Annotated in this window: 20 protein-coding genes; 15 read left to right on the forward strand and 5 right to left on the reverse strand. The window is 55.7% G+C overall.

Going from position 1 to position 21,597, the window contains the following annotated elements; translation table 11 throughout:
- Position 1: 1 nt before the first annotated feature.
- The 3 genes from tssC to tssA form a co-directional block, all read right to left on the reverse strand.
- Positions 2-1,474 (reverse strand): type VI secretion system contractile sheath large subunit, encoded by a 1,473-nt coding sequence (tssC, locus tag ACYQ3G_RS04130; protein WP_459822606.1) that lies wholly within the window; start codon positions 1,472-1,474, stop codon positions 2-4.
- Positions 1,475-1,503: 29 nt separating this feature from the next.
- The gene (gene tssB, locus ACYQ3G_RS04135) at positions 1,504-2,076 is read right to left on the reverse strand and encodes a type VI secretion system contractile sheath small subunit (RefSeq protein WP_459822609.1); all 573 of its coding nucleotides are present in this window, start codon (positions 2,074-2,076) and stop codon (positions 1,504-1,506) included.
- Between the two features lie 155 nt (positions 2,077-2,231).
- Positions 2,232-3,842, reverse strand: coding sequence for a type VI secretion system protein TssA (tssA, locus tag ACYQ3G_RS04140; RefSeq protein WP_459822612.1), 1,611 nt, complete (start codon positions 3,840-3,842; stop codon positions 2,232-2,234).
- Positions 3,843-4,516: 674 nt separating this feature from the next.
- On the opposite strand from tssA, the gene ACYQ3G_RS04145 reads away from it, so the two are divergent.
- The 13 genes from ACYQ3G_RS04145 to ACYQ3G_RS04205 all read left to right on the forward strand — a co-directional run bounded on the left by ACYQ3G_RS04145 (position 4,517) and on the right by ACYQ3G_RS04205 (position 16,286).
- A complete protein-coding gene (locus tag ACYQ3G_RS04145) occupies positions 4,517-5,038 on the forward strand; it encodes an Hcp family type VI secretion system effector (protein ID WP_459822614.1) in 522 nt (173 codons plus the stop codon).
- A 311-nt stretch (positions 5,039-5,349) separates the two neighbouring features.
- Entirely contained in the window at positions 5,350-5,667 is a 318-nt protein-coding gene (locus ACYQ3G_RS04150; RefSeq protein WP_459822617.1) for a PAAR domain-containing protein, read from the forward strand.
- Positions 5,668-5,728: 61 nt separating this feature from the next.
- Entirely contained in the window at positions 5,729-6,163 is a 435-nt protein-coding gene (locus tag ACYQ3G_RS04155) for a hypothetical protein (protein WP_459822620.1), read from the forward strand.
- 15 nt (positions 6,164-6,178) lie between these two features.
- Positions 6,179-8,491: a type VI secretion system Vgr family protein gene (locus ACYQ3G_RS04160; protein WP_459822623.1), complete on the forward strand. Its 2,313-nt coding sequence runs from the start codon at positions 6,179-6,181 to the stop codon at positions 8,489-8,491.
- A 57-nt stretch (positions 8,492-8,548) separates the two neighbouring features.
- Positions 8,549-9,091, forward strand: a complete 543-nt coding sequence (locus tag ACYQ3G_RS04165; RefSeq protein WP_459822626.1) for a type VI secretion system amidase effector protein Tae4 — start codon at positions 8,549-8,551, stop codon at positions 9,089-9,091.
- Between the two features lie 319 nt (positions 9,092-9,410).
- The gene (locus ACYQ3G_RS04170; RefSeq protein ID WP_459822628.1) at positions 9,411-9,983 is read left to right on the forward strand and encodes a hypothetical protein; all 573 of its coding nucleotides are present in this window, start codon (positions 9,411-9,413) and stop codon (positions 9,981-9,983) included.
- A gap of 31 nt (positions 9,984-10,014) precedes the next feature.
- A complete protein-coding gene (locus tag ACYQ3G_RS04175) occupies positions 10,015-10,515 on the forward strand; it encodes a DUF4123 domain-containing protein (protein WP_459822630.1) in 501 nt (166 codons plus the stop codon).
- Positions 10,516-10,540: 25 nt separating this feature from the next.
- On the forward strand, positions 10,541-11,299 hold the full coding sequence (locus ACYQ3G_RS04180; RefSeq protein ID WP_459822633.1) for a hypothetical protein: 759 nt from the start codon (positions 10,541-10,543) through the stop codon (positions 11,297-11,299).
- Between the two features lie 59 nt (positions 11,300-11,358).
- Positions 11,359-12,459 (forward strand): LysM peptidoglycan-binding domain-containing protein, encoded by a 1,101-nt coding sequence (locus tag ACYQ3G_RS04185; RefSeq protein WP_459822635.1) that lies wholly within the window; start codon positions 11,359-11,361, stop codon positions 12,457-12,459.
- A 70-nt stretch (positions 12,460-12,529) separates the two neighbouring features.
- On the forward strand, positions 12,530-13,009 hold the full coding sequence (locus ACYQ3G_RS04190) for a hypothetical protein (RefSeq protein ID WP_459822638.1): 480 nt from the start codon (positions 12,530-12,532) through the stop codon (positions 13,007-13,009).
- A 325-nt stretch (positions 13,010-13,334) separates the two neighbouring features.
- Positions 13,335-13,856: an Hcp family type VI secretion system effector gene (locus ACYQ3G_RS04195; protein ID WP_459822641.1), complete on the forward strand. Its 522-nt coding sequence runs from the start codon at positions 13,335-13,337 to the stop codon at positions 13,854-13,856.
- Between the two features lie 613 nt (positions 13,857-14,469).
- Positions 14,470-15,621 carry a hypothetical protein gene (locus ACYQ3G_RS04200; protein ID WP_459822644.1) on the forward strand — a complete coding sequence of 384 codons (1,152 nt, stop codon included), beginning with the start codon at positions 14,470-14,472 and terminating at the stop codon, positions 15,619-15,621.
- Positions 15,618-16,286 (forward strand): hypothetical protein, encoded by a 669-nt coding sequence (locus ACYQ3G_RS04205; RefSeq protein WP_459822647.1) that lies wholly within the window; start codon positions 15,618-15,620, stop codon positions 16,284-16,286. The genes ACYQ3G_RS04200 and ACYQ3G_RS04205 overlap by 4 nt, the downstream gene beginning before the upstream one ends.
- Before the next feature lie 167 nt (positions 16,287-16,453).
- Here ACYQ3G_RS04205 and fusA read toward each other — a convergent pair whose 3' ends face one another.
- The gene (gene fusA, locus ACYQ3G_RS04210; protein ID WP_459822650.1) at positions 16,454-18,514 is read right to left on the reverse strand and encodes an elongation factor G; all 2,061 of its coding nucleotides are present in this window, start codon (positions 18,512-18,514) and stop codon (positions 16,454-16,456) included.
- Positions 18,515-18,781: 267 nt separating this feature from the next.
- Here fusA and ACYQ3G_RS04215 point away from each other — a divergent pair, with 267 nt between their 5' ends.
- Together ACYQ3G_RS04215 and ACYQ3G_RS04220 are read left to right on the forward strand one after the other, a co-directional pair.
- A complete protein-coding gene (locus ACYQ3G_RS04215) occupies positions 18,782-19,753 on the forward strand; it encodes a hypothetical protein (protein ID WP_459822653.1) in 972 nt (323 codons plus the stop codon).
- Positions 19,750-20,844, forward strand: a complete 1,095-nt coding sequence (locus tag ACYQ3G_RS04220; protein ID WP_459822655.1) for an SPL family radical SAM protein — start codon at positions 19,750-19,752, stop codon at positions 20,842-20,844. Before ACYQ3G_RS04215 ends, ACYQ3G_RS04220 begins: the two co-directional genes overlap by 4 nt.
- Before the next feature lie 128 nt (positions 20,845-20,972).
- Here the strand turns inward: ACYQ3G_RS04220 and ACYQ3G_RS04225 are convergent, their stop codons facing one another.
- On the reverse strand, positions 20,973-21,512 hold the full coding sequence (locus tag ACYQ3G_RS04225; protein WP_459822658.1) for a hypothetical protein: 540 nt from the start codon (positions 21,510-21,512) through the stop codon (positions 20,973-20,975).
- Positions 21,513-21,597: the final 85 nt, after the last annotated feature.

A 21,597-nucleotide genomic window follows, 5' to 3' on the forward strand; every position in this document is an offset into this window, starting at 1 on the left:
GCTATTCCTTGTCCAGCTTGCCGACCAGCGACAGGGTGAAGTACGCGCCCATATATTTGAAATGCGGCCGGACGCTGAGCGCAACCCTGTACCAGCCCGGATCCCCTTCGACGTCTTCCACCACCACGCGCGCGTCACGCAGCGGGCGGCGGCTTCTCGTGTCGGAACTCGGATTCTCCTGGTCGGCCACGTATTGGCGGATCCAGGTGTTCAGTTCGCGCTCGAGATCGGTCCGCTCCTTCCAGGATCCGATGTGCTCGCGCTGCAGCACCTTGATGTAGTGGGCCAGACGACTGACGATGAAAAGATACGGCAGCTGAGCGCCCAGGCGGTAGTTGAGCTCCGCCGCCTTGCCCTCGGCGGACGTCCCGAAAAACCTGGGCTTCTGACAGGAATTGGCAGAGAAAAACGCCGCGTTGTCAGAACCCTTGCGCATGGTCAGGGCGATGAACCCCTGTTCGGCCAGCTCGTACTCCCGGCGGTCGGAAATGAGGATCTCGGTGGGGATCTTCATCTCGATGTCGCCCAGGCTCTCGTACAGATGCACGGGCAGGTCATCCACCGCGCCGCCCGAGCGGGGGCCGATGATGTTCGCCGCCCAGCGGAACTTGGCGAAACTGTCGGTGATGCGCGATGCGAAAGCGAAGGCGGCGTTACCCCAAAGGAAATTCTCGTGATTGTCGTCGACCCTTTCCTTGTAGACGAAGGCCCTGACAGGATTCTCTTCCGGGTCGTAGGGCTGGCGAAGGAGAAAGCGCGGCACGGTCAGGCCGACGTAACGGGAGTCTTCCGATTCCCGGAAGGACTGCCACTTGGCGTATCGCGGCCCGCTGAAGATGTCCTGCAGGTCCTTCAGGACCGGCAGGCGCTCGAAGCTGTTCAGCCCGAAGAAAGATGGCCCGGCCGAGGCGACGAACGGCGCGTGGGCCATGGCCGAAACGCCGGCCAGACTCTGCAGCAGACGCATGTCCATGGCCGTGGGCTCGAAGTAGTAGTTGCCGATGATGGCCCCGAGCGGCTTGCCGCCGAACTGGCCATATTCCGCCGTGTAGGCGAGCTTGTAGAGGCTTGACTGGGTGATCTCCGAAGCGTCGAGGAAATCGTCCAGCAGTTCGTCCTTGCTGACATGCAGCATCTCCACGAAGATGTTCTCCCGGAAGTCCGTGCGCTCCACGAGGAGCTTGAGCCCCCGCCACGCGGATTCCAGCTCCTGGAACTGACGGTTGTGCAGAATCTCGTCCGTCTGGGCGCTGAGGCGACGATCCAACTCGGCGATCATGCGGTCGACCGTGACCTTCTTGACCTGCTCGTCAGCGTAGGAAGGCTTGAGCATCTCCTCGATGAAGGCGCTGATGCCCAGCCTCGCCGCCTCGTAGCCTTCGTCCTGGGGATCGAGATTCGTCTCCCTGATGATCTGCTCAAGAAGCGAGCCCGTGCCGTGCCGCTCCAGAGCGGCCTCCTGGGTCTGGTTCATTATGGATCTCCTTGATGGAAGGGGTGTTCTCAATTCTTCTTCTGGGGGCCCTTGGCCTTTGTTTCGGCGGTCTCGCCGCCGGGGTCCTTCGCCGTCAGCAAGCTTTTGACCTCGGCCTCGCTCATGCCCAGCTCCTTCATGATCATCCCGCGCTGGCGGTCATCGGCGAGAACGTTCTCGATGGCCTTGCGGAAGGCCGGGATGTTGCCCATGGGGCCTTTCAGGGAGACGAGGGCGTCTCTGAGCTGCAGCAGCTTGCGCATCTCCGGGACCTGCTCGGCGATGCCGGCGGGCTCGAAGTCCCGCATGCCCTTGAAATTCAGGGTGACCGGGATGTCCGAGTCCGAGGCGTTGTCCCGCAGCCTGTCGGGAACGGCGATCTGCAGGGAAAGCTCCTGCTTGGACAGGACTTCCTCGAAATTGTTCTTGTTGATGGACACGGGCTTGCGATCGATGAGATTGCGTGGATCGTGCCGCTGCAGGAAATCCCCCACGACCATGACCTTCATGGGCAGTTCAATCTCTTCCTGGGCTCCGCCCGCAGCGGGCTTGAACGTGACGTTGATGCGTTCCTTGGGTGCTATTGACGACTCTTTGGCCATGTACGCCTCCGTTACAGAATTGATTTTATAAGACCGTCGAAATTGATTCCGGACTGTGTAGTTCTCCGATGTGAAAGGCCTTGCGCACTCGGCTGCGCTTCACCCTTACGACTTCCGCCGACGTCTTGCCGGAATCGATGTATCGGGATCTCCGCTCAGATGTTGTCCTTGAAACTGCCCACCGCCGTTCCGAGATGCAGCCAGTGCAAACGGCTGAACATGATCTCCGCCCCGTTCCCCTTCTCCTTGGGCTGCAAAGAGAGAAGCAGGGAAATGATGCTGGCGCTGAGTTCGGGCTCCCAGTCCAGCACCTCCCATTTCTCCAGTTGTGCGTAGAGGGACTGCAAGAGACGCACGGCCGCCTTCTTGTTGCCGGCCGCAATGCAGTATCGCGCCAGCAGAAGCCCCTGCCGCACGGCCGCGCGACTTCGGCCCGCAGGCACTCTCTCCAGGTGGGACAGGCCAGCCGGGAAGCCTCGCTCCGCCCGGATGGCCAGGCTTTCATCCAGCAGTTCCTGCTCGCGGACAGCCTCTCCCGCGCCCATGGCCACGCGCGTCATGGCGTGGCCGGACAACGGCGATTCGAGGGAATCGAGCCATTGCGCCGTGCGCGGCGAGGCGAAGGGGCTGCCGTCCTGAAACTTGTAGCGGACCAGTTCGGGAAAACGGTTCAGAAACTGGGCGAGCACGGCCCGCAGGATGGCCAGCGCCCCGGAGGCGTCGAGCCCTTCGAGACAGCGGGCGACGAGACAATGCCCGTCCAGCCAGAAGGGGGCCTGGCCAGCGGAGCGCTCCAGCCGGGGCAGGATATCCAGGAATCGTCTGGACTCGACCGCCGCCACGTACGACTGCGCCCTTTCGGGCGGCACGGGGCGCAGCTGCGTCACGCCGGCGGCATCCGCCTGGGGCAGCTGCGCCACGCTGCACCACAGGGCCGTGCGGTGCAGAAGAACCACTCGCCAGTCCAGGACATCGTACGAGGAATAATGCGCCGCCAGCTGCCGACACTGATCCTGAGCCGATCTGAGCAAACGCGGCAGCACCGCGGCCGGCACGCGGCCGTCGCCGTCGATGGCGGCGAGAACATCATCCGCCGCCGAGGAAGGAACAGGCGGTTCGGAAGAAACCTGCGGGATGCTCCCGGAGCGGGAATGCCGGAGAGGGCTGCCGGAAGCCGCCGCCTGGGCTTCATTGCCAGGCAGGCGCAACAGGCCGGCGAAGGAAGGGGCCGCTTCGCCGAACCTGGCGTCGAGGATCGCCTGCAGCCTGGCCAGCTCTTTTGTCAGGACAACGACCGCACCTTTCTCCTCGGTCTTGGCCACAGCCGACATCCTGGGCTCCAGACGCGCTGCGAGCCATTTCAGGGGCGCGATTCGTCGCTGTACCCGGGATACGCCGGGATGCAGTTCATCCCAATACGTCTCGAGAAGCGACGAGGTCGCGGAAAAAGCGGCCGCGCACGACACGAGCCCATGGGACTCATGGGCCGCCATGACGCCGTAGCACACCACCCACAGATCCTTGCTGCGCCCGCCGAGAATCTGCGTAGCCACGCGCAGAACGAGGGGCCAGTCCGTAGGCCGCCCCCCATGCAGTGACGCCCCTTTCTCCGCTTCCTCCCTGAGAGACTCGAACTCGTCGGAGAAGCCTATATCCTCGCCACACGGCGACTCCTCGCTCAAGGGGGCGATCCACGTCTGAAAAATGGGATCGGGAAGAGAAGGGAGCAGATTGTTGGCACCCTTAACGCATGATGTATCAATCATGCTTTTTTACTATATAACAGATATAATCAATGCAATTGGGACAGCAAGCATGAATCAGAAAAAAAAATAAATGCCATTGAACACCATAAATGCATTGTAAGTATACAAAAATAAGAATATTCCAGACTTAATTCAGGCCATTTAATACGTATTCTTTACAAATTATGTCCCATGGGCTTGTAGAAGACTGGTTAATGACCGCCCCGGTATCTTTCTTTAAATAACTGAAATAAATGAGCTAATTTTAACAAATTTCGTTAGCCCCACCTTTGGATCGGCGACTTCCTTCCGGGACTTCTGCGTCCGACCAGATCGGGCAGAAATTTTGCCTCTCGAAGCACCTTTCATTCTCAAAACCGAGCCCCGTACAAGGGCCTCGACTCAACCCGGCCCGGCAATCAATTGCCCAGCAATTACTCCACTATTCCAGAACGTTAAAAGCAGACCAAAAAAACTTACGAAAAACTCAAGCCATTTTTTGCCAAATACAACATTCTGATTTTTATTTATTTTCCATGTGTTCCTTTTATTCCGCCTTCATCCCGGGCAGCATCTTGCCAACCTCGCCGCACACGCAACAACACAACATGCCATTTTCATTGACACTACAAAAAAGGCACGGATGTTGCCCCAGGCGGAAACACATCAACAACCTCATCCCAAAGGAGAGCATCATGCCGGTTCCCGCCTATATCAGCATCACCGGAGAACGCCAGGGCCTCATCACCGCCGGAAACTTCACCGAAGCCTCGGTGGGCAACATCTTCCAGGAGGGCCATGAGGACGAATGCCTGGTGGAAGCCTTCGAGCACCAGATCATCCTGCCCCGGGACCCCCAGTCCGGGCAGCCTACGGGCCAGCGCGTTCACAAGCCCCTGAAGATCACCAAGATCATGGACAAGGCCTCCCCTCTGCTCTTCAGGGCCCTGGCCAGCGGCGAAAAGCTGCCCAAGGTCGAAATGAAGTTCTTCCGCACCTCGGCCTCAGGGACCATGGAGCACTACTTCACGATCCAGCTCGAAGACGCCATCATCGTCGACATCCAGGCCTACATGCCCAACTGCCAGGATCCCGGAAAAGCGCACTTCACACACCTCGAGGATGTCTTCATGACCTACCGCAAGATCATCAAAACCCACGAGATCGCCAGCACGTCCGAAAGCGACGACTGGAGGACCATGTCCAACCAGGCATAACGGACTGAAAAATTCAAACGTCGCAGGCCGTTCAAAAATGGTGAGATGCAAGGAAGCGATAAAATCCAGGCCGCGCAGTGTACTCTCGCATACATAAGCGGTCTGGATTTTTTCGCTGATGCAGCGGATCGCCGTTTTTCAACGGCCTGGTAAGCGAACGCCGCGCCGGGCTCGAACCAGCGTTCCGGGCCCGGCGCGACCGTCCGGATACGCACACGAATTGTACGGAGGCTGGCAGGCACGGTTCGCCCATACGCCCAAGCATCCTCCGTTCATCGCACCGGGCCACATAAATTCGTAACGGAGCGCATATGCCCAAAGCCTGCAGACATGGCGACAAGGCCTTCTGTCCAGCCGACACCCACGGAAAGGCGTGTTGCCCGCATCCCGTCACCGGCGCGGCAACGACCGGGTCACCGGACGTCATCATCAACTACGAACCGGCGCTGCGGGTCGGGGATCGGGGCACGCACGCAGCATGCTGTGGGCCCAACACATGGAAGGTCGCCAAGGGCAGCCCAACCGTCCTGGTCAACAACATACCCCTGGCCCGAGTGGGAGACGCGACAACCCACTGCGGCGGGATCGGAGAGATGATCGAGGGGAGCCCCGACGTGACCGTCGACTAGGCGTCATGACGAACGCTCTCCGGAGAGGCCCACACGAAGCCTGCAACACTCCGGGACACACATGATCAAAAATGAAATAGGAATACTTTTCCTAGTTGTTTTCTTAAGCCCACTGAGCAATTCACTCAAGGAAAAGACCGATTTTTCACAAAAAAATTGCATATCAGAAGATTTCAACATTTTTTATGCTCAATACATATCAGATATAGATATACAAAAAGAATACACGATTTTTCAACTTATCATCTCAACGACAAATAAAAGCGATAAAAATTCAAAAAATATAAAATTATGCAATGAAGAAGACTTACTTTTTCCAATTTTAAAAAATTCATACACTTATACTGATGGAACAATATCAATTTTAAATGAAAAGTACGACACAAAGAAAATCAGCATAAAAATATCACGAGAGAACACCAAGACATCAGCAACGTACCACTTCATAAATAAAAATTGCTGGAACTTATACATGATCGAATACGAATCATTATAAAAGCCGGAGAACCACATGCATTTCACAGAAGCCGCCTCCAACCCGTGGCAGTTGCTGGGCAACAGCGCCAACAGCTCCTGGTTCACCTTCGAGACACCCGCCGCTCTCGGCTTCAGGGTCTACGCCTTCTCCGGCGTCGAGGAAACGCATCGCCCCTATGAGTTCGAGATCGAGCTCGTCCACGACCTCGACAATCTCGATTTCGCCGCGCTCCTGGGGCAGACCGCGTGCCTGTCCATTCGGGACAGGAGCGGCGGCGTGCGGCATGTGCACGGCGTCATCCACCGATTCATGCAACTGCACACCGCCAACCAGCGCACCCACTACCGCTGCCTGCTCGTGCCCAGGCTCCATTTCCTGAATCAGGTCACGGATCACCGCATCTTCCAGAACATGAACGTGACCCAGATCATCGAAAAGATCCTCAAGGAGCAGAACTTCACGGGCGATTCCTACGCCTTCAAATGTTTCTTCGACTACGCGCCGCGCGAGTACTGCGTGCAATACGGCGAAACGCACCTGCATTTCATCTCCCGCCTGTGCGAGGAGGAAGGCCTCTACTTCTATTTCGATCACTTCAAGGACCGACACGTGCTCTGCTTCTCGGACATGCCGGACGGCCCCCGGATCGAAGGGGAAAGCCTGCTGCGTTTCCATCCCGGCGCCGGGACCGAGACGGACACGGCCACCGTGCGCACCATCGAGATGGGCCGGGACATCCGTAGCGACTCCTTCACTTTCAGAGAGTGGAACTTCGAGAAGACGCGCCTGGACCTGCAGGTCAAGCTATCCGAGACCGACCCCGTCAAGGCGCCGGTCCCTGCGGGTATGAACCTGGAGCAGTACCGCTACCCGCACCTGTACCAACTGCAGAAGGACGGCAGACGCTATGTGGATCTCGAACTCATGCGCAATTTCAGCATGAGCGCCTGGGTCGACGTCACGACGGATGTCTCCCGGATGACGCCGGGATACGTGTTCGAACTCTTCGGGCACCGCCGCGAGGACTACAACGTACCCTGGTGGGTGGTCCGCGTGGAGCACCGGGGCGAACAGCCCCAGGTCCTGGAGCACGAGGCCCCGGACCGGGGCATGACGTACGGGGCAAACGTGCGGGCCATTCCCAACACGACCAGGTTCATCCCCGCCTCGGACCATCCCAGAAAACCCATCTACGGAGTGCAGACGGCCATTGTCACAGGCCCCGACGGCGAGGAGATCTTCCCAGACCAGCACGGCCGGGTGAAGGTGCAGTTTCACTGGGACAGAGAAGGGAGGTGCGACGAGAACACCACCTGCTGGATTCGCGCCTCCCAAGGCTGGGCCGGAGGACAGTTCGGCACACTGGCAATCCCTCGCATCGGCCAGGAAGTGCTGGTCACCTTCCTGGAGGGCGACCCGGACCGACCCGTCATCACGGGCCGGGTGTTCAACTCCCGCAATCCGGTCCCGTACCCTCTGCCCGCAAACAAGACGCGTACGGTCTTCAAGTCCATGTCCACGCCTGGAGCGGAGGGCGAACCACGCGGCTTCAACGAACTGCGCATCGAGGACAAGAAGGGCCAGGAGGAAATCTACGCCCATGCGGAAAAGGACGTGAACGTCTACGTCAAGAACGACTGGAAAGAGCACATCCTCCGCGACCAGCACCGCACCATCGACAATTTCTCCTACTCCATAGTCAAAGGCGAGGATCACCAGACCGTGCACAAGGACCGCAAGGTCGAGTTGCTGTCGGACGACCACATGACGGTCAAAGGCAACAGCCATCGCAAGATCACCGAAAAATGGCTGGTCCGGTCCGGCGATGAGACGCACCTCAAATCCGACATCAAGACGATCATCGAGGCCGGCACGGAACTGACCATCATGGCCGGCGGCAGCTTCATCAAGATCGACCCGTCAGGCGTGAGCATCAACGGGGCCAAGATCAAACTCAACTCCGGCGGAACCCCCAGCCCTGGTACAGGCGCGGCGCCGTTGCTGCCCATTGCCGGCGAACTGGTTGACGAAGGCATGGCGCCGATAACGCAGATTGATGCGTTGAGAGGGGCTGTGCATAAGCCGTTCTGTGAAGAGTGTAGTGCAGGTGATCAAGCCGACATGAAAGAGCAGTATGACGAAATGGTCGAGCTAATAGACCAAAACGGCAGGCCTATCACAAACTACCCATACCATGTTGAAACGGAATCCGGAGCTGTTTTCTCAGGAATAACAGACGAAAAAGGGTGTACTTGCAGAGTGCATACAGGGAATTCTCAAAATATTATGTTCTTTTTTGGAGATGAAGCTTTGCAAAAATTAAACGGGGAAGGCTATGCCAAATGAAAGCTTGCAGGTTAAGACAAATAGTATAACAGGATCTAAAAAAACTCTTGAAAAAAAGTGATTTGCTTTGAGCAATTATGGGATGCATACCCAGACGATGCCATAATCCATAAAGCAGAACATGGCAGTGATATATTTGATAATCACTGTGCAATTCATTTAAGCCACGCATTATATTTAAATGGTATATTACTAAAAGGCTACAAAGGAACGAGGTGCTGGGGATGTCCTCAAGCTAATGGTCGAGGAGGAATTCATGCTATAAGAGCGCAAGAATTAGCTGATTATCTGGAAGCTCAACCTTTTGCTGGATGTCCAAAATCAATTCGACTGTCTGGCGATACATTTCAAGAAAATGTTCGCGGGAAAAAAGGGATAATATTTTTTAAAGATTATTGGAGAAGGGATGGGGAGCAAAATTTTACTGGAGATCATATAGATTTGTGGGATGGCGCAAAATTGGCAAGTATTGGCTGGCTTAGGACTTGGATACGCCTACGTTTTCCCGAATTATCCGAGAATCGCCTCAGAATGTCTGACTTAACGAGAGCTCCTGTTGTTTTGTTCTGGGAGATTTATAGCGATGAAAGCAGCAATTAAATATGCAGCTCTCTTACTTACTGTGTTTGTTTTATTCTTTTGCATATTAATATTCAATAGCAATTTTTTTTACAATTTGTACACAAAATTACTATATAATGGAAAAGAGTTTTACGGTGAAGAAGGCGGAAATATCATGTTTGATATGATATACTATGTATTTTTACCCTTAAGCATTTTATTTTCTTCTTCTTTTTCTTTTATGATTTATTATATCAGAAAACGACACAAAAAAACAACAAACTCAAATCAATAAGCTTTAAACATATAATATCTAACAAATAACTGAAAATTTTGGGATGCATACCTAAAGCAGAACATGGCACAGACATATTTGATAATCAATTATTCAATCACCATTACGGTCCTGCTTGTCATGGTGTGCTACGTCCAAAGTCATTGGTTGGTCCGTGCCGAAACGCATCAACCGTTCTTTGTCCCGAAGCAATCCGGAGAGACGGAATCGATCCCGCCGGAGAGCACAGAAATAATACAGCGTGTGCCACTTCCGTCAGGCTTGATTTTGGAGGTTGCGAACGGATGTGCGGTTCTGCGTGCTGCCGATGGGGAAGTTTTGGCACGAAATTCACGCGTAGTCCGTGGCATGGATCCTGACGACCTCTGCCCTGCAGATGGATTCGTGCAAGCCAAAGCTGTTGATTCCGGCTTTGAACTGCAGAACCAGCTCTGCTCAGGCTGGTTCCTCATTACAGAAATCATGACATTTGCCCCGGCAACTGACGGATACGCGCTTGCCGGTTTCAGCGTTGCTTACACCGATCGGCGTACAGCCGAACCGGTCGGGCCACCGCGCGTCCTGACATCAAAGGAGTTCGGCGCGCGCCCATTTAACGATTTAAATCCAGACGACCTGTATCTGCTTCTCAAGTGAACAAAATAGGCCATGTGCCGAGGAAGCAATCATGATTCTTCACCAGATGAATGCCGACTTCGACATCCTTGTGGCCTTGAGGCGTCAGCAAGGCAACATCTACCTACTCATGGACGGAGCGCGCTTCAAAAACATTCACGCCTTCATTTACGAACAGGAAGAAAGACCTGATTACATCCCACTCTACCGTGGGACATACTTCGAGACGGCGTTGGAGGTAAGCCCATGCCTGGTACGCATCACAAATAGGGAGGACGGACTTTTGCCCTGGTATGCCGGAGAGACCGAGGACAAAAGAAAAGCCATGCTCCTTGTATCCGACCTGCCCTTGAAAGATCTGACCGTTCATTTCCAAGAGTATCTGGAGGCAAAATTGCCAAACTATGATGTAGTCCTGTTCAGATTTTACGATCCAAAAATTTTTGAAGTTATCGCGAATCACATGAACGATCCACATGTCATCAAAATGCTCACTCCTATAAAATTAGCATACTGGAAATCTCAGGAAAATTACAAATGTCTCTCCGCATAACAAAGTAAAAAATACGAGATGATCTATGTTTGTTGTAAGCAATGAAATGTACGCTGATTTTGAAAAATTTACGATCAACAATTTCGTTGACAACTGCGTAAAAGAGTTTGCCGAAGAACACCCAGAGCGGTTTGCCGAAGCAGGTGAAATAAAAGTTCGAGAATTCATAGATCTCGCCGTGCAAAAAGCGCAGCACTACAACATGCTTGCAGAAAGGGAAGTCAAGGGACTCATCACGCTCATGACCAACCTCGGCTGTGATTTCGACATAGACCCCATGTTCCCATGGGCACGTTTTCAACGCTTCCCGGACAAGGGAAAAAAGGAAAAAATGCCGGAATCGTTCGTACGTCTCCAGGAGGTGTTGGGGCACTTCAATTCGTTTCAAAAACAAACCAGCACTGTGAGCAATGCTGGTCAATCCGGCGCAACCAAGAACGCTCAAAATCTGGATTTCCGCCAAGTGGTAGAAGCGACCAACGACCAAAAAATTTTGAAAATACTGCAACAAATCCATCCCTCCCGCTACGCCCATGTCCCCCAACAAGCCTTGGCTGGACAGATTCTATACACGGCAGAAGAAAACGCGCGTGAACTCGGACTGGACGCGCAAGTCGGCAAAGTTCTCATCGCGTGTCTTATGTTCCTCCGCGGTGTTTCTGTGATTAAAGACCCGCTCTTTGTTAAGCCAGCGAGTATGCTGGATAATGACATCTCGTATGGAATAATGAAGGAACAAGAGATATTGCGACATGTCAACTCGATATGTTTTAGACATACTTAATCTAACTTATATAGTTTAATTTAAAAATATAGACTCTAAAATCAGAGAAGGCTAATGCAATGGGAAAATTATACACTATTAAACTTGGCGATGTACTCAGCCAAATTGCTCTAGATAATAACACAAGTGAAGACGAGATAATGAAACGTAACCCTAAAATTATTAATCGTCATGAAATTAAAGCTTATGATGTTATTATATTGCCAACTATGGAGGATAACCGTCTCCCAGACGGAACCTTTATTGGACGCAGGATAGATTGGACTCCCCCAGCAAAATCGACATCATCACCAACCAACAATACTAACGACTTTTGCAACTCAGTCAGCCCGTGCTCCTTAACCAACAGCGACAATAACGAAAAAGAAAAAGATAAATGCGAAAACATTATTTTTATAGGGTCAGAATTACATTATAAATCTTTTTGGTTACAAATGATGTTTATTGGAGCTGCGACATGTCAAATCAATAAAGGCCTTCGGGAAGCTGATAGAACGATTATTGCGTGTGTTGAATACGGGTATAATGATCTTGAATTAGGCGCGATTAAACTATATTGTGAAAAATTTAAATACGAATATTTCATTTTAAAAGACAATGCATCATTAATTAGTTTGATGAATAGAGAAAGAGACAAGACAAAAATTAAAGATGTGTATTTTTTCTGTCATGGAACTCCTTATCATATTTCACTTAATTATTCAGGCGTTGAAAATATTTTAATAAGTGCTGATACAATTAATAAAATTGAAAAAAATATTTTTTTAGCAAACGGAAATATCTACTCATATGCTTGCCAAACAGGGAATCCACAATCATCCCTTGCTCAGACAATTGCAAACTATTTCAAAGTAAACGTCTATGCATTTCTAAGGAGAACTTTTTATGGAAATGTACTCAGAGGAGAAGAAAACAGTAGCGACTTATCAAAGTGCTTGCGTGAGAAACGAAAAGAAAGTGAAGGAAATGTAATAGATATTTTAAACTCGCATAAAGCACTCCCTCACAAAGGTCTTAGCAATACATTGCGTGCAAAAATGGAAGGAACAAATGATTATTCTTTATGGAGAAAGCAAGGAGGACTCGAAATCCCAACAGCAGGCAAAACTCCAAAAGAATTTAATTCGAGTATGCAACAATTTATCCATAAGGGCACATGAAAATTATATCAATACTCATTATTTATTTTGTACTTTTACACAAAAACTCTTATTACAATGCGGTGAATACATGAACGCTTTCAACTTTTTTTATGTTAACAAAACTAGAATTGAAAATATTAAAATAGAAGCAAAGAACAATTTATATAATGCTGGTGGAAGCGCAAAGATAGGCATAAAAATCACTAACTATAGCGCTGATATAATAAATACAACGTTTTTAATTTATTCAAATAAGATTCAAGCATATTTATTTTTTGGAAAATTTTCTGACAACTTTACAATAAATGCGGACAAAAAACTTGAAATGGAAAATGGTTTGGACTATTTAAAATTCATTTTTATAGACGAAATCAATTCTATTGTGTATGTTTGTGAACAGACTATTCCTTATCATACATGGGAGCTAAATAAAATTACTAATATTAATTTTTTTCCAGAACGTATAATTGATAAAAAAACTGAAGAACCAATGTGCTATGAAGCAAAAATTATTTCTGACTTGAATGCGTGTAGCAACTGTAGCCTTCCCCTAAAACCGGGCCATTGAAAAATGCCGCATCCTCGGCCTGACCCGGACAACACTGCCTCTCCGGCAATCAATTGCCAGGCAATTGACCAACCATTTAAGAGTGTTGGATTCAAAAGAAAAAATCTCCTCAAAATTCAAGCAAAAGCATGCCAAACTCAACAGCCTGATTTTCATCTGTTTTCATAGTTTCAGATTTCCTCGGCCTTTATCCCAGGGCAACATCTTGCCAAACCCAGCGCACAATCACGACGTAACAAGCTCATATTTCTGACAATAAAAAAAGGGTACGGATGTTGCCCCAGGCGGAAACACATCAATAATCTCATCCCATAAGGAGAGCATCATGCCGGTTCCCGCCTATATCAGCATCACCGGAGAGCGTCAGGGCCTCATCACCGCCGGTAACTTCACCGAAGCCTCGGTGGGCAACATCTTCCAGGAAGGCCATGAGGACGAATGCCTGGTGGAAGCCTTCGAGCACCAGATCATCCTGCCCCGCGACCCCCAGTCCGGGCAGCCGACGGGCCAGCGCGTACACAAGCCCCTGAAGATCACCAAAGTCATGGACAAGGCCTCTCCCCTGCTCTTCAGGGCCCTGGCCAGCGGCGAAAAGCTGCCCAAGGTCGAGATGAAATTCTACCGCACCTCGGCCTCGGGGACCATGGAGCACTACTTCACCATCCAGCTCGAAGACGCCATCATCGTCGACATCCAGGCCTACATGCCCAACTGCCAGGACCCTGGCATGGCGCACTTCACGCACCTGGAAGATGTCTACATGACCTACCGCAAGATCATCAAAACCCACGAAATCGCCAGCACGTCCGAAAGCGACGACTGGAGGACCATGTCCAACCAGGCCTAGATCGAAAAAGGGCTCGCCGGTGCGCGAGCCCTTTTTTCGACCGCGCGAGAAATGTCCTGCGGTCGGCTTGACATGCGGGGGAGAGGGAAGCGTCTGGTTTCGACGCGTGAAACCACCGCGACAGAAGAAGCCCCAACGTTCCCACATGTGGGCCTGGACAGGGCGTCGCCACGATCGAAACGCAAGACGACCAGAGCTTGTTGAACACGTTTCGAGAGCCATGGGCAATCACGCCGCCAGCGCTCGTTCACATTCGTGGCTCCGGGCGGCGACGCCTTCAGGGCCTGGGCCTTCTCGGGGACCAAGGAGGACCTTCGTCCCTGTGAATTCAAGATCGAACTGGTGTCCGAGGCCGAAGCGAACAGTCCGAGGTCCTGGGGCCCGAGGCTTCCGACAGGGTCATGATGTACGCGGCCAGCGTCCGGGCCATCCCAAATGCAACGCGGTTCGTGCCCGACTCGCGGCATCGCGGAAGCCACGTCCGCGGCGATTTGACGGCCTCCGTTACCGGTCCCGAGGGGAAGGAACGTGAATCGGAATTCCCGTGATTCCTTGATCTGAAACCATCTTTCGCCTCATGTATTTCAAATCCACGCCGAACAAGGACCCAGGCATGTACAACCACTCCCAGCTCACATCGTGGCAGGATGCTTTCGTCACGTTTATCCAGCGCCTCATGCATCTCCTGAAAATATCATCTGTCATCGTCATCGCACTGTATGCCATTGGCCGCTGGTCGCGAATGGAGCATGGCAGGCTCCTTCTCGGTCACGCCCCCGTGAACTCGCTCGAAGCGGACATCCAGTTCACATTGGACGCGATAACGGCCGTCAGCGCCAGCCTCGCCAGGCTAGTGACGGATGCCGGCTTTCGGGTCGGCTTGCTGGAATCACTGCTGAAAGAGGCTTCGCTGATGTGGTGCTTCTCGGCCTGCCTGGCCTCGCTGGCGATCGTCGGCGTGCTGGCCGTGCTGATCTGGGGACATCGCCACAGCTTCCTGGACAGGACGTATTTCCGCGTTCTGGATCTGTTGCTGGTTGCCGGGGCGGTCTGCGCCCTGGCCGGGTATTTCTGCCTCATGAGTTTGGAGGCGGAAGTCTTCGATATCAAGGCCGTGCTCCAACCCGTCAAACCGGAAGTCCTCGCCGAATCCATGCAAAGCCGGGCCGGGGATTTCCGGAAGATGGAGAACCGAGTCCATCTTCTCCAACGCCTTCTGGCCAACCCTTCGAACATGGCCGAACACATGACGCGGCGGCCATGGTTCAAGCCCGACGCCGATGGGGACCAGGAGGGCCCCAGGGAGCAGATTTTCACGCTGGCCGTCCTGCTCGCTGTCCTGGTGGCCGGGACGATCCTGACCATCCGCAGCCTGGCTCGATCCTGCCGCAAGGACGACAACAACGCCCTCAAACGTCTGGGCAGGACCGTTTGGGTCATCGTCATCACCAGTCAGGTATTCATGCTTTCGACGCTGTACGGCAAACTGGGCCGAAGCCTCGTCTTCCCCGTGGTGACTCTCCGCCTCGACTCACCAGAGACGGCCCCGACACACCCTGTCTTTCTGCTGGCCGAAGACGAACGCCAACTGATCATCTACGACAGATTGAACTTCTTCCAGATCATGCACGTGCCCAAGACACGCCTCGTATCCATGGGCGCGCTCTTGCAGGAAACCCCATTCAGAAACCGCAGCCACGAACTGGGCGAGTTCATCCCCGGCGAAGCCGCAGGGATGAAAAACATCCAGGTGAGCACCCTATGAGAGTCCTCGCCGTATGCCTCGCATGCCTGGGAATAAGCCTCATTCTGCCCGCCATGGCCCGCTGTCAGGAAATACTCGCTGTCGAGATCGATCTGGATGCCGCAACCCTGATGACAAATTTCACCGTCGTCATGTCCGCACCCCGGCCCAGGCACGGCGTGGACGTGCTGATCCAGAACGACGAACGCGCCTTCAAGGCCGACCACCGCATCACGCCGCCGGGAATGAACGAAAAAATCATGACGTGCGAGATGAGCCTGCTGGCCCCCTTCGACTCATACAGAATCACGACCACCGACGATGCACCGCCATTTCTTGTCAGCACGAAACGACTGGCCGGGAAGCTCGCCGCCGCAAGGGCGTCCGCCCTGCCCTGGTCCGGAAACCCGGAGCATCAGGACGGCGAGAACGAAGAAGGGGATACGGACCGGGGGATCGCCTCATTCCACCTGCCGCGCTCGGATGCGGCGAGGCTGCTCATCGTCGTGTTCGATGCCGACGGGCGGATCGCGGACCAACATTTCGGCGTGTATCCCGCCGGACGTGCATGGACCTCCCGGCCACTGCCGTTCGGAACATACCGCTTCGCCATGGCCGGCACGGACAGGTCCGGCAAACCCGTCGCGGTGGAGCCGGAAAAGGCGTTTCTTGACCAGGCGCCCTGATCACTCCAGCCCCAAAACACCATGCATGCAATGGGCGGCATTGCGTCCGTCAAGAAGCCGGCGACCGGAAATGAGCGCTTCCAAACGCAAAACCCCCGTCCTCGCGGCGGGGGTTTTGCGTTTTTCGCGATGCGGTCCAACGCGGACCGCCAGACTTGGAAGGGAAATTATTCCTCTTCCTTCTTGCTGTCGGCGATGACCTGCTCGGTCACGTTGGGCGGGCATTCCTCGTAGTGGGCGAACTCCATGGTGAAGGTGCCCTGGCCGCCCGTCATGGAGCGCAGGTCCGGGGCGTATTTCATCATTTCGGCCATGGGCACGTGGGCCTTGACCTCGGTGATGCCGCCGATGGAGTCTGAGCCCAGAACCCTGCCGCGGCGGCTGGAGAGGTCGCCGATGACGTCGCCCATGAACTCGTCGGGGATGAAGACCGCGGCGAGCATGATGGGTTCGAGGAGGATGGGGTTGCACATCTCCACGGCTTTCTTGAAGGCCAGGGAGCCGGCGATCTTGAAGGCCATTTCCGAGGAGTCGACGGTATGGAAGGAACCGTCGTAGACCGCGACCTTGAAGTCGACCAGGGGGTAGCCGGCCAGGAAACCGCGCGCGGCCGCCTCCTGAACGCCCTTGTCCACGGCGGGGATGTAGTTGCGCGGAATGGAGCCGCCGACGATCTCGTCCAGGAACTCGTAGCCGCCACCGCGCTTGTTGGGTTCCATGCGGATCCAGCAGTCGCCGAACTGGCCGCGGCCGCCGGACTGCTTCTTGTGGCGCCCCTGGACCTGGGCCTTGCCCTTGATGGTCTCGCGGTAGGGGATCTTGGGCGTCTTCAGCACGATGTTGGTCTTGTAGCGGCGCTTGACCTTCTCCACGGCCAGTTCGATGTGCAGCTGGCCCATACCGGTCAGAAGCATGTCGCCGGTCTCGTCGTTGCGCTCCAAGCGCAGGTTGATGTCCTCTTCCAGGAGCTTCTGGACCGCGGCGAAGACCTTGTCCTCGTCGCCTTTCTCCGCCGCTGCCAGGGCGTAGGAAATGATGCCGGGGCTGAGTTTGGGCTTGGGCAGGATGAAGGGGGATTTTTCAGCGCACAGGGTGTCGCCGGTGGTCGTGTTCTTGAGCTTGGCCACGGCCACCACGGCGCCGGGGCCGACTTCCTGCTTGCAGGGGTTCTGCTTCTTGCCTTCGAGGAACAGGATCTGGCCGATCTTCTCCTTTTCGTCCTTGGATGCGTTCAGCACCGAGGCGTCCGGGGCCAGGACGCCCGAGAGCACGCGCATGACCGAAAGCTGGCCGGCGAAGGGGTCGGCGATGGTCTTGAAGACGAAGGCGGCAAAGGGGGCGTCGGGGCTGGACGCACGCTCGTTGCCGTCAGCGTCGATCCAGGCGGCGTGTTCGAGAGGCGAGGCCATGTAGTTCTGCACGATGTCCAGCAGCGGCACGCCGCCCTTGTTCAGCATGGCGGCGCCGGCGCAGACCGGGACGAGGGCGCGGCTCAGCACTCCGGCGCGCAGCCCGACGGTCATCTCCTCTTCGGTCAGGGCGCCTTCCTCAAGATACTTCTCCATGAGCTCTTCGCTGCTCTCGGCGATGTTCTCGACGGCGATCTCGCGCGCGGCGGTGACCTCGTCAGCGAGGTCCGCGGGCATGTCGATGGGCTTCAGCTCACCCTTGTCGTCGAAGGCGTACGCCTTCTCGGCCAGGACATCGACCACGCCGCTGAAATTCGTCTCGCTGCCGATGGGCATGAACAGCAGGACCGGCTTGATGCCGAGGACGTCGGACAGGCCCTGGTAGGCCATCTGGAAATTCGCGCGCTCCCGGTCCATCTTGTTGACGAACACCATGGCCGGCAGGCCTGCCTTGGAGGCCTCGGACCAGATCTTCTTGGTCAGGGGCTTGACCCCGTCGATGGCGTCGATGACCAGGACGACATTGTCCGCGCCCTGCAGGAGGTAGGGAAGGTCGCCGATGAAGTTGTTGTCACCGGGCGTATCGATGAGGAAATTCAGATTCTTCTTCCAGGCGAACTGGGCGAAGGCAGGCTGGATGCTGCCCCGACGCTTGATTTCTTCGGGCTCGTAGTCAAGGGCGGTGGTCCCTTCGTCGATCTTTCCCAACCGAGTGATGGAACCGGAATTGAACAGCAGCATCTCGGCCACCGACGTCTTCCCGGTTCCGCCATGCCCTATCAGGGCGAAAGTCCTCTGTTTTTGAAGTTGATCCTGCATACAGCCCCCTTATGCAAAGTATTACGCAACCATACGGCTACAGGGTATAAAACCTTCCCGGCTTCCTGAACGAAGGGCGGGAAATCGCTTGCAAAAGAGAAGAAATTGGATGAAGGTCCCATGCTCCATTGTCCGGCGACCTTGCAAACCTCCTGCTATCCTGAACTTTTTTCAAGAAATACCCCTATAGGGAGGTGGCTTGGAAGTTGTCAAGAGCAGCGGATTTTTCAGCCACGCATAATTCTGCAAAATCGTTGAGAGAAAATCATGAGCACAGCCGCCATCCCGCCGAAAGCACCTGAAGACGCACGCATCTCGCTCCATCCGGCCGCGAGCATCGATGTATCCGGACCGTGGCTTTTCTGGCCCGCAGAGCCCGCCTCGGCCCTGCGCCGCAGCCTGGAGCGCCACGGACAGCTGGTTCCCGTGCTGGTGGACCTCAGCGGAGCTTCTCCGCTGCTGGTGGCGGGCGCGGCGCGGGTGGCCGTTCTGGCCGAGGCGGGCCGTGACGTCCTGTGCCTCGACATGGGTCCCCTGGATATGGCCGGACGAGGCCTGGCGTACATGCAGTCCAACATCGGACGCGAACTGACCGACCAGCGGGTCGTGGCGGCCATGCGCTATTTCCGCGCCATCCCGTCGACCGACATGGCACCCGTCTTCGAGCTTCTGGAAATGGAGCCGCGCTCCAAGCGCCTGCGTCTGGTCGAAGCCTGGCTCGGCCTGCCCGCGCACTGGGACCGCCTCCTCGACGGGGTTCCCCTGGCCTGCGCCGAACTGCTGGCCGGGTTTTCCGCCCGCGACCTCGCCGCGTTGGAACCGCTCTTCGACGGCTTGTCCTGGTCGCGCGGCAACGCCGTGAACCTGCTGACTTGGCTGCGGGAGACGTGCCTGCGGGACGGCACGGGCGCAGCCGAGCTGCTGCGGGATTGCGGCGTGGACGACATCCTGGCCGAAGGCCTCTCCCCCAAGGACGCCATGGCCCGCATCTCCCAGCAGATCCGGCAGCGCCGATTCCCTCGCCTCAGCACCCTGGAGAAGGATTTCGCCGAGGCTGCCCGCAGGGTGGCAAGCGGGACGCGCTGGCGCATCATCCAGCCGGACCAGTTCGAGAGCGACGCGGTGGAAATGACCGTCCGCGCGCGAAGCGTCGACGAAATCCGCGCCGCCGGCGCCGAACTGGCCCGCATGGCGGCCCGCGAAGACCTGACCTCCCTCTTCCCTGCGGAGGACGCATGACCGCCCTTCCAGCGCATCTGCAGGGCATCAGCCGCATCGTCATGGACGAGGCCGTGGTCAATGCGCCCATCGCACGCCGCGTCAGGGACAAACTCCCCCACCTGACGCCCGAAACCCTGGCCGAGGGCGAGAGCCTGACCCCGGGACTGGACCGCGAGGACATCCTCTACCTCAAGCGCTACAAGGGACGCTTCCTGCGCCACTGCCCCGGCACCAGCCACTACCGCTGCTGCGGGTACCAGATCATCCACATCGGCGAAAACTGCCCCCTGCGCTGCTCCTACTGCATCCTGCAGGCCTATTTCCAGGACCGCGTGCTCAAGGTCTGGGCCAACCAGGACGACCTTTGGGCCGAACTGGAGCGGGCGTTCGAATCCGTCCCGGGCCGCCGCTACCGGGTCGGCACCGGCGAGTTCACCGACTCCCTGGTGCTGGAGGCCCTGACGGGCTACAGCCGGGACTTGGTGGAATTCCTGGGGCGATTCCCGCAGGTCTGCCTGGAACTGAAGTCCAAGGTCGTCGACCTGTCCTGGATGGACGCCGTCCGGGACCCGTCCCGCGTCCTGCCGGCCTGGTCCATGAATGCGCCCCTCATCGCGGAGAGGGAAGAACAGGGAGAATGCGCCGGCCTGGAGGAGCGTCTGGCCGCGGCCAAGCGCTGCGCCGAGGCGGGCTTCCGGGTCTGCCTGCACTTCGACCCCGTCATCCATTTTCCGGGGTGGCAGGACGGGTACGCCCGCACCGTGGAGATGATCTTCGACCATTTGCGCCCCGAAAATATCGCCTACGTCAGCATAGGGTCCTTCCGGCACATGCCCGACCTCAAACGCTGCATCAGCGAAAATTTTCCGCAGTCGTCCTATATCTACGGCGAGTTCGTGACGGGCATCGACGGCAAGCAGCGCCTGCTGCGGCCCCTGCGCGTGGAACAGCTGCGTTTCCTGGCCGACCGGCTCAAAGGAGGCGGCCTGGACCGGCAGCTCTACCTGTGCATGGAGTCGGACGAAGTCTGGCGGGCCGTGCTCAGCCGCACGCCAGACGACCTGGGCGGGCTGTACCGGCACCTCATGGCCCAGGCCTTCGGGGACTGACCTCGTTCCAAACGCGGCGGCAACGCCGCCTGTTCTTCGCCTCCAGGACGGAACAGGGCAGAAAAAACACGCAGGGCGGGCCCGGCAATGCCGGACCCGCCCTGCGTCGTGAAGGCGAAAAATCTGCGCTATTGGTCTGTGCCCTTCATGATGCCACCCAAATCCAAGTTCATGTTCTTGATGCAGCTGTCCTTGAGGTGGCAGCGGTCACAGCCGTAGCGGTGGGGATACGGGGTGAGGGTCGCGTACTTGCGGTTCATGGCCCCGGACTCCTGCAGGTCCAGGCCGAGCTTCTCCAGCGTGCGACGCAGGGGCTTGGTCGGCTCGGGCACGGGCGCGCATTCCTTTTCCCCCAGTTCCGGCATGAGGGCCTTCAAGGTGCCCATGATCATGGTCTGGGCGATGGCTTCATGCTTGAACCCCTCCGAGGGCGACGCCTTCCAGATGTCGTCCACCTCGTCCTCCACCTTCTTTTCGAGATACACGAGCACGTGCCCCTTGCGCTCCCCGAGCTGGTAGACCTTCAGGCTCGGCAGCCATTTCTCCCAGGTGCCGAGCACCGAAAGCATCTCCTGCGGTCCGACCTCGTCGACCTGGGCCAGAAAAAGGAATGTGGAAAAATCGAACTCGGGCTGAATATCCAGCTCGGAGATGGACAATATCTTCATGAACGGCATCCTGTGTGTGTGATGAACGAAAAAAACCGGGACCTGCCCGGCGTGCGATGCTTCTTGATATACTTGCGGCGCAAAT

The sequence above is a fragment of the Desulfomicrobium salsuginis genome (assembly GCF_054657795.1).